9 protein-coding genes are annotated in these 15,358 nt (G+C 40.2%); 6 read left to right on the top strand and 3 right to left on the bottom strand.

Annotated features, from left to right (window positions below; genetic code table 11):
- The first annotated feature begins 89 nt into the window (after window positions 1-89).
- Together BMY50_RS26870 and BMY50_RS26875 are read left to right on the top strand one after the other, a co-directional pair.
- A complete protein-coding gene (locus tag BMY50_RS26870; RefSeq protein ID WP_093332713.1) occupies window positions 90-1,427 on the top strand; it encodes a M16 family metallopeptidase in 1,338 nt (445 codons plus the stop codon).
- 168 nt (window positions 1,428-1,595) lie between these two features.
- A complete protein-coding gene (locus BMY50_RS26875; protein WP_093332716.1) occupies window positions 1,596-3,644 on the top strand; it encodes a M16 family metallopeptidase in 2,049 nt (682 codons plus the stop codon).
- Between the two features lie 85 nt (window positions 3,645-3,729).
- Here the strand turns inward: BMY50_RS26875 and BMY50_RS26880 are convergent, their stop codons facing one another.
- On the bottom strand, window positions 3,730-4,185 hold the full coding sequence (locus tag BMY50_RS26880) for a GNAT family N-acetyltransferase (protein ID WP_093332719.1): 456 nt from the start codon (window positions 4,183-4,185) through the stop codon (window positions 3,730-3,732).
- A 500-nt stretch (window positions 4,186-4,685) separates the two neighbouring features.
- On the opposite strand from BMY50_RS26880, the gene rhaT reads away from it, so the two are divergent.
- The 4 genes from rhaT (at window position 4,686) to BMY50_RS26900 (ending at window position 10,908) form a co-directional block, all read left to right on the top strand.
- Window positions 4,686-5,762 carry an L-rhamnose/proton symporter RhaT gene (gene rhaT, locus BMY50_RS26885; RefSeq protein ID WP_093332722.1) on the top strand — a complete coding sequence of 359 codons (1,077 nt, stop codon included), beginning with the start codon at window positions 4,686-4,688 and terminating at the stop codon, window positions 5,760-5,762.
- 85 nt (window positions 5,763-5,847) lie between these two features.
- Window positions 5,848-7,974: a bifunctional aldolase/short-chain dehydrogenase gene (locus BMY50_RS26890; RefSeq protein WP_093332725.1), complete on the top strand. Its 2,127-nt coding sequence runs from the start codon at window positions 5,848-5,850 to the stop codon at window positions 7,972-7,974.
- A 135-nt stretch (window positions 7,975-8,109) separates the two neighbouring features.
- A complete protein-coding gene (locus BMY50_RS26895) occupies window positions 8,110-9,384 on the top strand; it encodes a TIM barrel protein (RefSeq protein WP_093332730.1) in 1,275 nt (424 codons plus the stop codon).
- 132 nt (window positions 9,385-9,516) lie between these two features.
- Entirely contained in the window at window positions 9,517-10,908 is a 1,392-nt protein-coding gene (locus tag BMY50_RS26900) for an FGGY-family carbohydrate kinase (protein ID WP_093332733.1), read from the top strand.
- Window positions 10,909-10,981: 73 nt separating this feature from the next.
- On the opposite strand, the gene BMY50_RS26905 is transcribed toward BMY50_RS26900, so the two are convergent.
- Window positions 10,982-13,870, bottom strand: coding sequence for a glycosyl hydrolase (locus BMY50_RS26905; protein ID WP_093332736.1), 2,889 nt, complete (start codon window positions 13,868-13,870; stop codon window positions 10,982-10,984).
- 49 nt (window positions 13,871-13,919) lie between these two features.
- Complete coding sequence (locus BMY50_RS26910) at window positions 13,920-15,026, bottom strand: glycoside hydrolase family protein (RefSeq protein ID WP_202907951.1); 1,107 nt, start codon at window positions 15,024-15,026, stop codon at window positions 13,920-13,922.
- Window positions 15,027-15,358 lie beyond the last annotated feature (332 nt).

The raw sequence follows: 15,358 nt of genomic DNA on the forward strand, positions 1-15,358 counted from the left end.
AGGTATTCATGGTTCTACAAATAATGCCATGTAGGAAGCCTAAAATTTTCGTACATTAAATGCTAACAGAGATATAACAATCAATCTTTATGAATAAATCAACACTAATAAAAGGGGCTATGCTTATAGGGCTGTTGGGAAGTACCAGCAACATCTTTGCCCAACAGCAAATTAAATTTAAGGAGTTTAAGCTCGATAATGGGCTAACTGTTATTATGCACCAAGATAAAACTACTCCCATAACCGCTGTTTCTGTTTTATATCATGTAGGTTCAAAGAATGAAAATCCAACGAGAACTGGCTTTGCGCATTTTTTTGAACACTTATTATTTGAAGGAAGCGAAAATATAGGCAGAGGAGAGTATATGAAGAAAATACAGGGTATTGGCGGAACATTAAACGCTTATACCTCCAATGATCAAACCTATTATCATGAGGTGGTGCCTTCTAATTATTTGGAAACAGCTTTGTATATGGAAAGTGAGCGTATGCTGCACGCCAAAATTGATTCGATAGGGGTAGAAACACAGCGGGAAGTGGTGAAAGAGGAAAAAAGGCAACGTATGGATAATCAACCCTACGGTTCGATCTTAGTGGAAGTCCTAAAAAGAGCTTATCATAAACATCCTTATCAATGGGCACCGATTGGTTCAATGGAGCATCTAAATGCTGCCTCACTGGCTGAGTTTATGGATTTTTATAAGACTTTTTACGTTCCAAATAATGCTGTACTTTCCATTGCGGGAGACATCGATTATGACCAGACAGAAAAATGGGTAAAAACCTATTTTGCTGAAATTCCGAAAGGCAAGAAGGAAATTCCAAGGCCAACGGTTGTCGAACCAAAACGGAATCAGGAGATAAGGGATGTCGTTTACGACAATATTCAATTACCAGCGGTAGTAGAGGCTTACAATATGCCACGGAAAGATGCGCCCGACAGTTATGCACTGGATATGTTATCAACTTATCTGGCAGGTGGAAAAAGTTCGTTGTTAACGAAAGAAGTGGTGGATAAACAGCAAAAAGCAGTTCAGGTAATGGCGATGCCTTTAGATCTTGAAGATGGTGGATTGTTCTTGTTTTTAGGTGTCGCGAATATGGGCATCACAGCGGATTCATTAGAGCTGGCTATCGATCAACAAATAGAGAAACTTAAAACAAATGGAATAACCGATCAGGAGTTTGCCAAGCTGCGAGCACAAGTTGAAAATTCGGTAGTGAGTCGTCATGCATCAGTAGCAGGAATTGCAGAGAGTCTTGCCGCGGCAAAAGTGTATTATGGTAACGCAAACGAGATTAACAGAGAGTTAGAAAAATACAATAAGGTTACGAAGGCCGATATTCAACGGGTTGCTAAACAATATTTGGAGAAAAATGGAAGAGTCGTATTACATTATCTTCCTAAAAGCGATCAAAAAAAATAGATATAAGGGAGACTAAAATTATACAGTCATCAAAAAGACTCCACCCGAGTATTAAAAAAACAGACAGATGAACCCGACATAATTAAAATAATTGTTAAACACACAGGGTAACGATTATTTTAATTATCAAAGGCTCCATCTGACCATTAAAAAACAAAAAACAGACAGATGAAAAGATTTTGCATATATACATTATTGTTCTTTGTGTCAATTGCTATAAGTTTTGCACAAGTAGATCGTACAAAATATCCAGCTCCCGGCCCAGCCCCTCAAATTAATATTGGTGAGGCGGAAACCTTCACATTACCAAACGGGCTAAAAGTTTTTGTTGTAGAAAATCATAAACTACCTCGTGTTACGTTCTCGTTGGTGCTCGATCGTTCTCCCTTATTGGAAGGAGATAAAGCGGGTCTGACCAGTTTCGTTGGCGAAATGTTAATGGGAGGGACAACAAGCCGTTCAAAAGATCAAATTGATGAAGAGATCGATGGTATCGGAGGCAACATAAACTTCGGGTCTGCTTCAGCGAGTGCTTCCTCCTTAACAAAATATCAAGATAAATTACTGACGTTATTTTCGGATATTTTACTAAATCCCTCTTTTCCTCAAACGGAATTAGATAAACTAAAAAAGCAGGCTATTTCCGGTTTAGCGAGTGCTAAAGATGATCCAAATGCTATTTCTTCAAAGGTTACAAATGTTGTTTTATATGGCAAGGATCATCCTTATGGAGAGTTTGAAACAGAGAAAACGGTATCAAACGTACAGGTACAAGATATTAAGCAATATTATGACACGTATTTTAAACCTAATATAGGCTATTTAGCCGTTGTAGGCGATATAACAAAAAAGGACGCTGAACAATTGGTTACTAAATACTTCGGCGGTTGGAAACAAGGAGAGGTGAAAAAAGTTGACTGGCCCGTTCCTGTGGCACCAGAAAAGACGAAAGTAATACTCGTAGATAGACCCACAAGTGTCCAGTCGGTCATTAAAGTTGCTTACCCGATTGTTCTTAAGTATAATGATGCGGATGCCATTCCTGTTAAAGTACTCAATAATATTCTAGGGGGCGGTTCTACAGGACGACTGTTCCAAAACCTCCGTGAAAATAAGGGATATACTTATGGAGCTTATTCAACGATTTCACCGGATAAAATTGTCGGATCAGTAAGTGCAGATGCAAGTGTGCGTACAGAAGTGACGGATAGCGCTGTCTATCAGTTTCTGGCGGAATTGAGGCGCTTAGACGAAAAAAGTATTACAGAAGAAGAATTAACATCGTCAAAAGCAATTCTAAGTGGGAGTTTTGGCAGATCTTTAGAGCAGCCATCTACCATCGCGAGTTTCGCGATTAATACAGAATTGCAACAGTTGCCAAAAGATTATTATAAAAATTACTTAAAAAATCTGGATACAGTAACCGTTGAACAATTGAATGGCATTGCGCCAGCTTATATTAAGCCGAACAACGCTTATATTGTTGTTGTCGGAAACACAGGTGCGTTTAAAGATAAAATCAAGCAGTTTGGCGATATAGAATATTATACAAATACAGGCATGCCTGCTGTGACAACAACTATTAAAGACGCAAATATCACAGCGGAAGTAGTAATAAAAAAGTATTTAGACGCTATAGGTGGAGAAGGTAAGTTGGCTGCCGTAAAAACATTTAAAAGTGTTCAAGAAGCAGAGGTTCAAGGAATGAAAATTACTGCTGAATTAGTAGTTGATCAAACAAAGCCCATCGCTGTTCAAACAATGAAAATGGGGCCTCAAATAGTATCGAAGTTCATTATTAATAAGGATAAAGCATTGATCACGGCACAAGGCAAAGAACAAGAAGCACCTGCAGACATATTTAAATCGTTAAAGAACGCGTTAACGGTCTTTCCAGAATTAAATTATAAAAAAGAGGGTGCTCATTTGAATCTTGATGGTATAACGAAAATAAATGATGAGGATGCTTATAAACTCATTGTTACTACCTCAGAGGGGGATAAGATAACGAACTACTATAGTGTTTCGTCAGGACTAAAATTGAAGTCTGAAAGTGCCACCGAAGGCGAGGCTGAGTTTAACGAATATAAAGAATATCAAGGAGTAAAGTTGCCGGCACTTAGTACGGTGAAAAACCCGAACATACCTGTACCGTTGAAAATGATCGCGGTAGAACAAGTGATAAATCCTAAATTAAGTCCGGAAGACTTAAAATAGCCGCCGCAAAAAAACCGGGTGTCAACGTTATCGTTGATACCCGGTTTTTTTCAATAGTGTTAAAAATTGTCCGTTTTATTGGCAATTACCCTTCACCATTTTTGTCGGTAATAAATTCATAATTTATATACTCGGTCTTTTTAAACCCAAACTTTTCAAACAACGTTTGTGAATTTACATTATCAACTTTCGTAGCAAGATATACTTTGCATTTATTTGTTTTCTTGCTAAAAAAGACCGCTTCGCTCAATAGCGATTGAGCGACACCCTGATGTCGGTATTCATCTGCGATATAGATGTCATTTAGTAGCCACATCTCTTTTATCCCCGCAGGAGTGAAGAAAGGAAATAGGAAGGTAAAGCCAACAATATTCCCGTCAATTAGAGCAATAAAAATGACGCAGTCTTTTTTTGTTAAACGTTGCTCTAAAAATTTTCGTCCGTTTTCAGGATCGTATTCTAAACCAGAAATACTTCTATAATCTGCAAATACACTGGTTAAGGATTCTAAATCTTCTGAATTGGCCTGTCTTATTTTCATCCCTTAAAATATTATTCGTCAATCGTTTACTTTCAGCGGCACTCATGAGCACTTCGTGGTTATTCGTCAATCGTTTACTTTCAGCGGCACTCATGAGCACTTCGTGGTTATTCATCAATCGTTTATTTTCATCGTAATTTAACGAGTTGAATAAATCGTTGCCATAACCCTATTTCGCAATGTGAAAAACGGGGTTGCATGACCTGCGTCTGTTAATTTTTATTCATTTTTTTAGGTTTTATTATAATTAATAAAGTAGCTAACAGGAAATGCCCACTTCTTCTTGTTTCACCTACAAACCTAATATAAAATTTTGCCATTTTCAGTATAAAGAGCGCATTAAATGAAATTTTAATGTCGTTTTTATATTTATTTCAACCAAATTTAATTTTGTGGCTCGAAGCGCTAATGATAGCGATTATCATGACAGGGCATGACAGTTGCTTTATATAGATAATCTATCTTGCGAAGCATTAAACCAACATAGAACCTCATAGCGTATGCAAGCATTATTAGGTGTAATTTTTCATTTCATTGGAGGGTTTGCTTCCAGTAGTTTTTACATCCCTTACAAAAAAGTGAATGGATGGGCCTGGGAGAGTTTTTGGATAGTAGGTGGACTATTTTCCTGGCTTATTGTCCCCCCGCTGGCGGCCTGGTTAACGATACCTAATTTTGGTGAAATTATAAAGCATACAGCCACTTCAACACTAGGATATGCCTATTTGTTTGGAATTCTTTGGGGCATTGGTGGGCTCACCTATGGGCTAGGTGTTCGATATCTTGGGGTATCACTGGGAAGCAGCATCATGCTGGGCTTGAGTATGGTAATCGGTTCTATGATTCCATCGGTTTATTATGAGTTTTTTCCGGCAGAAGGAAAGGACACTATCAGCATGTTCTTTACCACCACATGGGGGCTTTATACAATTTTGGGGCTATCTATTTGTGTAGTAGGGATTTATTTATGTGGCCTTGCAGGTGTAAGAAAAGAAAAGGATTTAGGAGGACATAAGGATGCGAGTGGTAATACCGAATTTAATTTAAGCCTTGGATTAACAGTTGCTATCATATCGGGTGTCCTGAGTGCATGCTTCAACTTTGGCCTAGAAGCAGGTAAGCCAATGGCAGCCGTTGCAAACGAATTATGGAAAGCTTCACATCCAGATCAAGGCGAGTTTCTGTACCAAAATAATGTCACCTATGTTGTAGTACTTTGGGGCGGCTTAACAACCAATTTTATTTGGTGTGCTTTACTTAATTTACGTAATAAAACATATAAAAATTACACCGATAAGAAAAGTCCTTTATTAAGGAATTATTTGTTATGTGCGTTGGCAGGAACCACTTGGTATTTGCAGTTCTTTTTCTATGGAATGGGCGAAAGTAAATTGGGCAATGGAGCGAGTTCGTGGATTTTACATATGGCGTTTATTATCTTACTTGCAAATGTATGGGGCGTGATATTAAAAGAATGGAAAGGTGTGAGTAAAAAAACGTATGCAACCATTATGACGGGGATTGTCGTAATTATCATTTCAGTTTTAATAGTTGGCTTTGCGAAGGAAATAGAATAAATCTTGTTCACCACACGTAAACAAAAAATTAGTTATCGGATGATGTTTCTGAAGATATAATAAAAGATAAAAATTAATAAAGAATATGTCTGAATTAGTAAAAAAAGAAAGCTTTAAACATGTAAGCTATTTATGGGATGATCAAGAGGCGGCGAAACTGGAAGGGGATGAAGTAGCCCTTTTAATTTATCGTTCAAATTTATTAGGAGCAGATTTACGTTTAACAAATTATGGCGGTGGGAATACCTCTTGTAAGGCCTCCGCCAAGGACCCATTAACTGGGGAAAACGTTGAAGTAATGTGGGTGAAAGGATCTGGTGGAGATCTGGGCACGCTCAAGAGAAGCGGTTTAGCTGCCCTTTATGTGGAGCGCTTGCACAATCTCAGAAAAGTGTATAAGGGGATTGAGCAGGAGGATGAAATGGTGGAATTATTTAATCATAGCATATATGATTTAGCATCAAAAGCGCCTTCTATCGATACACCTTTGCATGGTTTTTTGCCTTTTAAACATATAGATCACTTGCATCCAGATGCAGCTATAGCGATCGCTGCTGCAAAAGATGGAAAAAAAATCACCCAAGAATTATTTAAGGGCACTATCGGCTGGGTCGAATGGCAAAGACCCGGTTTTGATCTTGGATTGAAGCTTAAGCAGTGTCTTGACGAAAATCCAGGTATCAGAGGCATTATGCTCGGCTCCCATGGATTATTTACCTGGGGAGATACTGCTTATAAAAGCTATATCAACACGCTCGAAGTAATTGAGACTTGTGCGGAATATTTAGCACAGAACGTTGGCAAAAAAGGTCCTGTTTTTGGCGGGAAAAAGATTGAGAGCCTTTCTGTTGAAAAGCGTAAAGAACAGGCAGCGGCCATAGCCCCTTTATTGAGAGGTTTCTGCTCTTCTGAGCGATCTATGGTCGGACACTTTACTGATGACGAACGCGTGCTGGAATTTATTAATTCAAATGATTTAGCAAGGCTAGCGCCGATGGGAACGAGTTGTCCAGATCATTTTCTGCGCACCAAAATAAGTCCCCTCGTGCTTGATTTACCGGCCGATCAGGATTTAACAGATGTCGCTAAACTAAAAGAACAACTTGTACCAGCTTTCGAAACGTATCGGAAAATGTATGCCGACTATTATGAAACATGCAAGCATCCGAATAGTCCAGCCATTCGAGATAAAAATCCGGTTATCATTTTATATCCAGGTGTAGGGTTATTTTCGTTTTCTAAAGATAAGCAAACGGCAAGAGTAGCTGCCGAATTTTACATCAATGCGATCAATGTGATGAAAGGCTCGGAAGCTATTTCGGAATATACCTCGTTGCCGCGCCAGGAAGCTTTCAATATTGAATATTGGTTGCTGGAAGAAGCTAAATTACAACGTATGCCGAAACCAAAAGCGCTCTCCGGTAAAATTGCCTTAATCACAGGAAGCGCCGGTGGTATAGGAAAAGCCATTGCTGTTAAATTTGCTGAAGAAGGAGCCGTGGTAATTGTGAATGACAATGACGAAACTCGCCTTGCTAAGGCTAAAGATGAATTCAATCAACGTTTTGGTAAAGATGCTTTCGTCACTGCGCTATTAGATGTAACGAACGATCGTGATATTGACGCAGCGTTTAATATAGGTAACCTTGCATTTGGAGGTGTTGATATTGTGGTGAATTGCGCCGGACTTTCCATTTCTAAACCCATTCAAGATCATACAGATAAGGATTGGGATCTCTTATACGATGTGCTTGTAAAGGGACAATTTAAAGTAACGCAATACGCAGTATCGGTGCTGAGAAAACAGAATATGGGTGGAGATATCTTAAATATTGTAAGTAAAAATGCACTAGTTTCGGGCCCGAATAACGCAGGATATGGTTCGGCAAAAGCGGCACAGTTACATCTGAGTAGATTAAACGCGGCGGAACTTGGTGCCGATAAAATTCGTGTAAATGTAGTAAATCCAGATGCTGTTATATCTGATAGTAAAATATGGGAAGGGGCCTGGGCCGAAGGAAGAGCAAAAGCTTATGGTATTACGGTAGCAGAACTTCCTGCTTATTACGCAAAACGTACCTTGTTAAATGAAATTATATTGCCTGAAGATATTGCAAATGCATGTTACGTGTTTGTGGGGGGCTTATTAAATAAATCTACAGGCAATGTATTGAATGTAGATGGTGGAGTAGCCATGGCATTTGTAAGATAAATTTGAATGAGCTAATTAAGCAATTGATCAAGGGGCCAATAATGTTGAATGGAATTAGTAAATTCACCAATTTAAGACAGCTGGGGTTTATTGCTGTATTGGCCCAGTGAGGAACTAATAATTAATATCCCGATTATGAAGATAGATAAGTATAAAATTGAGGAATATAACCAACAAGAGAGTAGCAAGCATACACGAAAATTAGAGGGCCTTGTTGAAGAAATAGCCAACTACGAGGAAATTCTTCAAAAGTTGATTGATTTTCAGATTGCCATACCCAGCTGGGCATTAGGCTCGGGCGGTACTCGTTTTGGCCGCTTTCCTGGTGGAGGTGAGCCGCGAAGCTTGGAGGAAAAGATAGAGGATGTTGGTCTTTTGCATACGCTAAACCAGTCGAGCGGCGCAATTTCCTTGCATATCCCCTGGGATGTCCCCGAAAACTATCAGTCCATCAAAGCACTGGCTGCACAGCACGGTTTGGCCTTCGATGCGATGAACTCCAATACTTTTCAGGATCAGGCAAACCAGGCGTTAAGCTATAAATTTGGGTCGATGCAGCACGTCGACAAAGCCGTGAGAAAACAGGCTATAGCGCATAATATAGAGGTCATCAAACACGGTGTAGCCCTAGGTTCTAAGGCATTAACGGTATGGCTTTCGGATGGCTCTTGTTTTCCCGGTCAGCTAAATTTTCGTAAAGCTTTTCAACGAACACTCGAGAGTCTGCAGGAGGTCTATGCTGCTTTGCCGTCAGACTGGAAGATGTTTGTAGAATATAAAGCATTTGAACCTAACTTTTACTCTACTACAGTGGGCGATTGGGGGCAGTCGTTTCTATATGCCACTAAGCTAGGACCACAAGCTTACACGCTGGTAGATCTTGGACACCACCTTCCAAATGCGAATATTGAACAAATCGTATCACTGTTATTGATGGAAGGGAAGTTAGGTGGATTTCATTTTAATGATTCCAAATATGGTGATGACGATCTTACAGCAGGTAGTATAAAGCCTTACCAACTATTCTTGATTTTTAGTGAGTTGGTGGAAGGAATGGATGCCAGGCAGATGGACCATGCTAGCGATCTTGGCTGGATGATCGACGCATCACATAACGTAAAAGATCCGCTCGAAGATTTATTACAATCTGTGGAAGCCATTATGATAGCCTATGCACAGGCACTCTTGGTAGATCGTAAGAGCTTGATCGTGGCACAAGAAGAAAATGATGTGGCCAAAGCCCAGGAAATATTGCAGACTGCTTTTCGTACCGATGTGCGACCCCTCGTTGCAGAAGCCCGATTGCGTGCAAATGGGGCACTGAATCCTTTAGCACTTTATCGTTCCCTAAAGGTTCGGGAAGAATTAGTTAAAGAGAGAGGTTCCAAAACAGTTGCTACCGGCTTGTAAGTTTTAAGTGGTAGGTTTTTAAGGTGTAAGACATAAGGCTTAAAGATGTAAGATGACACTAAGGTTTCAGGCCTGTAAGGTGCACTAATAAAAACAATTAATAACTAACAACCAATAACGAAACAGCCAACAATGAAGATACCGGTTATTGCAGTATTTGATGTAGGAAAGACAAATAAAAAATTATTTCTATTTGATGAGCATTATAGGATTGTTTTTGAACGATCGGCTCGCTTTACGGAGACGGTAGATGAGGATGGTGATTCCTGCGAAAATCTTGCTAGCCTCCGCCTATCCGTTTTTGACTCCTTACATGAGGTGTTCAGAAGGGACGAGTTCGAAATAAAAGCTATTAATTTCTCTACTTACGGTGCTAGTTTTGTATACATTGATGAAAGCGGGAAGCCTTTAACGCCTCTCTACAACTATTTAAAGGCTTATCCTGAAGCATTAAAAGATAAGTTCTATAGTAAATACGGTGGTGAAGAAAACTTCGCCCTGCAGACTGCATCTCCAGTATTAGGAAGTTTGAATTCTGGGATGCAGCTTTATAGATTAAAACATGAAAAGCCTGCGGTATTTAAACAGGTATATAAGGCCTTGCATTTACCTCAATACATGAGTTTCTTGATATCAGGTAAAGTGTATAGCGATTTGACGAGTATAGGTTGCCATACCAATTTATGGGACTTCCAGAAGAATGATTACCACGAATGGGTGAAACAGGAGGGGATCTTAGAAAAACTCGCACCTATTGTACCTGCCGACTCCGTTTTTCAAGCCTCTTTTCCAGGGAATAACTATGCTGTTGGGGCTGGCTTTCATGATAGTTCTGCCGCCTTAATTCCTTATTTGGTAAGTTTTACGAAACCTTTTGTACTTCTTTCTACGGGTACTTGGTGCATCAGCTTAAATCCATTTAATGAAGAAGCTTTAACCAGCGAGGATTTGAAGGCAGATTGTCTTTCGTATATCCATTATCAGGGTAAACCGGTAAAAGCGTCGCGCTTATTTGCAGGATATGAACATGAACAGCAGATCAAACGCATCGCGGCTCATTTTAATGTTTCTTCAGCAAAATTTAAAACTATTGGTTTTGATGCACGAATCATTGAAAAATTAAAGGGAAAAGACAAGGAAGCAACCGCGTCCAGTCCGCAAGAACAACTTGCAAGATTTGATAAAAGGGCATTGTCCGACTTCTCATCAGAAACGGAAGCCTATCATCAGTTTATGTTAGACGTTGTTGAAGCACAAAGGATGTCTACCGAGTTGTCAATAGGAACTTCCAAGGTTAAACGATTGTTTGTGGATGGAGGGTTCGGAAAAAACGTGATTTACATGAATCTATTAGCGGATGTTTTTCCGCAGATAGAAGTGTTCGCCGCCTCTATGGCACAAGCTACTGCCATTGGCACTGCGCTGGCCATTCATCAATCATGGAACAGCCTTCCGTTTCCAAACGATATTATAGAGTTGAAATATTATGCTCCTACCAATAAAACGGTCACGTCTTCTTCCTAAATTATCTGGAATCTAATCATCGGCCCCTTTTAAAGAATACGGTTAACAATCACAAAGACGTATTTGCATTTCTTTAATGGATAGCGATTGGTGTTAAGGTGGTAGGGCCTATAAGACCTGATAATTTAGGCTTCCAATTTTTGGCGGTAAATTTGCCGTCTTTTCCTACATTCATTTTACTCCTAGCATTGAAATTTGTGTTATAAAAAATCCGCCATTCAACGCCTCTCTTATCGAGGTCGGCAATCCGGTTGGCCATAAGATTTGATACACGGATTTTAAGTTCGTTATTGCCATTCGTCAATAGATTACTGGGTATTTCAATGCTATACGGGCTGCCGAAGCATGTTCCTAAGTAGTTTCCGTTTATATATATAGACGCGCTTTCACGAACATCTCCAAGGGCTAGTCGCCATGCGTCGGCCTTGGTAGATAAGGTAGGAATCATCGTGCTATATTCCGCGGTTCCCGAGAAGGCTGTATATGCTGGTCCATAATTTGTCCACGACTGCAACTCCTTTGTCGTCGTTATACTTGTTGGTAGTACCGGTCCGCCTTTTACGAAGTCTATTTTCCAACCAGACAGCTCCAAAGGTTTGCCGGCACTTTCATAATAGGGATAGAAAGCCCCTTTATGTTCACCTCTAAAGGTTTCTACCACAATAGACTCATTAAATGTTAGTTCGAGATACATTTCCGTGTTATCACCTTGCTCACGCGTTTTTACATACCCGTCTTTACCTGTCATTAAATTATACAAGGCTGCCGAACGATATTGCGCATGAAGCGTTATCCATCCTTTAAATGGTTTTTCAGAGGGGTTATTAATGAAATAGTAATAATTGCCATCGTCTTTTAACCTTCGTATACATTGAAGTCCTTTCGTATACATCTGCTCGGGTGCTAAGCTAGTATTAGCTGTTAAGCTTGATAGGTCATTTGATAAAATGATTCTACCTTTCCCATATATCGCTGTTTGGCTATTTCCTTTTCTTGTAAAAGCTAGTTTTCCTTTTAATACATTCATCTTCTTCCTTGCTTGCGCAAGATTCGCTAATCCGGGGATGTCTGAAGGCATATTTTTGTGAAAAATGATAGTTGCTCCTTCTTGGGCAAGGTTCATTAGCTTTTCGAACGTTTCGATGGGCATGTATTGTATTTCCGGCACTACTAGTGTCTTATAGATATTTCCACCTATAAGCAGCGTTGAATCTTGGCAAGTCACATCAATAAGTTGTTTGTCCGACAGCGCATCCCAAGAATAACCTTCTTTACTAAGGTAGTCGCCGCATGCTTTCAGAGAGAGCTCATCAAAAAATTTGTTAGAATGGAAATGTTTAAGCATGTACTTTCCCCGTTCCGACCATAAATCAGCTAGCCCAAAATAAAGTAAAATGTCATTCGATGGTTTTCCTGCTTGTAGAAAGCTCTGAGCACGCGCCGCATACTGGTTAAATGCGCCAAAATCTTCCCAAAGGCTATTCGTGGGCGTGAAATGTACAGCAGCATAAAAAAGCCAACCAGGCCATTTCGCTTGCTGTGGTGAATAGGCCGTTCCATGATAAAATATGTGGTTAACACCCGCTAACCATAGTTTATCTACCGCACCTTTCACATCGCCGAGATTAGACTCAAAATGTTCGTTGAGCCAAGTAGCCGATTCGGATGAGGTAAGCCTTTTACCAGTGATATGAGCAGCTGATGGTGCGCTTTTAAGATTTACAATTTCCGTTCCCTCAATTTCAGGGATATCACTTGCTGCATAAAGGTCCAGTACGTTGGCTGGAGAGCCGTGGGCTTGATTCCGTATCCCTTTGCCTTGTTTAGCCGCCCATTTTTGCCAATTTTTAGTGTATTTTTCCAATAGCAAATCGCTGACGGTCATACGGTAATCATATAAAACCCTACTGTTCATTTCCTCAGTGTCTAATCCCAATAAGGCTGGAATATGTTTGGTAAGGTCATAGCCTCTCGTTGTTTTGAATGCTGAGAAAAAAGCAGGTGTCCAGTTGGCTTGTCCCTGCGCATCGTCTACTTCATACGAATCATTAAAGAAATAACGTAAGTGGCTAAGGTCATTGTCTTTAAAAGCCGTGTCAAATTTATTCAGGTACTTTTCTAATGCTTCTGATGAGAAATGGTCGATGACATTGCCTTCTCCACCGGGACCGGCACGTTCTACCATTTTACCGTGATTTCCTTGGAAAAGTGCACATACAGTCCATTCCCCTTGAGGAGCAGTCCATTCAAGTTTCCCCTTCTTTACTTTATTTGTGAGATCGATAACTTCCGTAAATCCATTTTTCTCTTTTTTACTCGCCGTCACAATGATCAGCGGTAGCTCCCGCTCATACCGCACTTGGTCAAATGCATAATCCTGTAAATTTTCATTTGCTGTTATAGGTGCTTTTATATCGGTTATTGTGACTTTTTTTTCACCAGCAACACGCACCAGAGGCGTTTGTACATATATTATGTTTTCTGTAAGCGTATGCCCTCCTTCGAGCTTAAACACCTTAGAAACCATGTTTTTACAAGCCATTTGTTCATCCACCCAAGGACCGCCGAATGGCCAGCCAGATGCATTGGCAAGATCTACGCCTAAGCCTAGTCTTTTAGCTTCTTTTAGCGTGTAACTAAGTTTGTCCATCCATGCTGGCGAAAGAAAATCTATAAAATGGTCTTCTGCTCCGCGAACACCATAGATAGGTGTTATCTCTACTCCTCCCAACCCAGCTTTTTTGTAAGCTTCTAAAGCTGCCGTTAAATCCTTTTCAGTTACAGCATTGCCAAACCACCACCACCTTGTCCAAGGCTTCATCTCCTGATTGATTTCAGGCCATTTTATTTTTCCGGTTTCGGTGCCTTTGTCTGTTTCCTTAATACTACAGCTTAATAAATTTGCAGTAAAGAGTAGAACGCAGACGAGCTTGCCAGCGGTTTTAAGGAATTGGTTAAGCATCGTAGTTCATTACTAAGTTCCTTTAATACAATATGTACATCCAAATGCACTATTCCCATGCCAAGGTACATTTCCCCACCGCATAGAATTTTTTGCCATTGATGGTTATCAAGGCTGTATAGATGACGGTGAAGGTTCCATCTTCTTCTTCGATGGCGCAGAGGGGTGTACGCATAGCATGATCGCCTGGATCTCCCCATAAATTCTTTTCAGATTGTACTTTAATGCGTGTCTCATGGTTCCAATGAATGCCATCTTCAGAAAGACTGTAACCGATTTCCTGATCGCCAAAAGAATCGAAAACGGTTAGGTAACTTCCATCTTTTAATTCAGTGACCTGTGCATTTTCATTAAATACGGCCGTTAAAGGGACGGGATTATGACCCTCGGGCATCCTTGTCCAAGGTCCATCCAGCTTGGAAGCTGTTGCCATACCGGTAGGCCAATCACCTCTTGGAACATGATTATGTCCCTCATAAAAAGCGTACCAACGATTGCCTACTTTATAGGGGTTAAAAGACGCTACTGCTTGTTGGCCTTCCCACGACTGGGAGTTTTCATCTGGTTGTAAAACGATACCCATATCAGCATAGGGGCCCGCAATTCCTTCTCGTCCGGTGATAACCGATTTGGCCCGCCAGATTCGCCCTGCATAGTCATTTCCCTCTATTTCTCCCTTTTCTTTAGCCCCCGCTCGGTAAGCAACGTAGAAAATATTCCATGCATTTTCATCTTCGTTAAATTCCACTGCTGTAACCCAAACCTCAGATCGGGGGTTTGATGGAGATCTGCCCGGAATACTTTCGACCACTGTAGATTGGCGTTTCCAGTTAATGGCATCTCTACTGGTCCAATAGGCAATGCGCATATCTCGATGCGGGCGTTCAAACATTTCATTTATAAACATATGATACACGCCGTCAATCTTAACAACCTGCCCGGTCTCGAATCCTGCGCGATTTTTGCTGGATAAAACGTCTGAATGATTAGGCCCTATTACGGGACCCTTATGATCGGCTATTCGTTTTAAGGATTTTTTCTGCGTCTTTTCATTTGATTTTTTGGCAAAGGTTTGAGAGCATACATAAGTTGAGCTGGTTATAGACATAACCACAATCGCAATTAAGTAATAGATCGATGATATTCTTTTTTTCATTATCAGGTTTTAGCACGTACAGGCTCCTAAAGACATAAAAAATGAAATTGGTTTTGTGTCTTTAGGTGCATTAGTCTCATTGGTTCTCTCCCAAAAGAAAGATTTTTGAAGCGAAATACCATCCTGTACTGTTACGAGCGTTTGAGCGAAATAGCGAGTAGTGATTATTCAAACATCATGAAACCAACAACAAATAACGAATAACTAATAATACCGGAATCGATTGCGTAGATTTTTTTAGACATCGTATTACTTCTGCTAAAACGTTTCCTTCTTTAGCTGATCCTTCTTTTGCCCCCATAATCCCCTTTAAAACAGGATAGAGCAGGTTG

Source organism: Olivibacter domesticus (genome assembly GCF_900109575.1).
Taxonomy (GTDB): domain Bacteria; phylum Bacteroidota; class Bacteroidia; order Sphingobacteriales; family Sphingobacteriaceae; genus Olivibacter; species Olivibacter domesticus.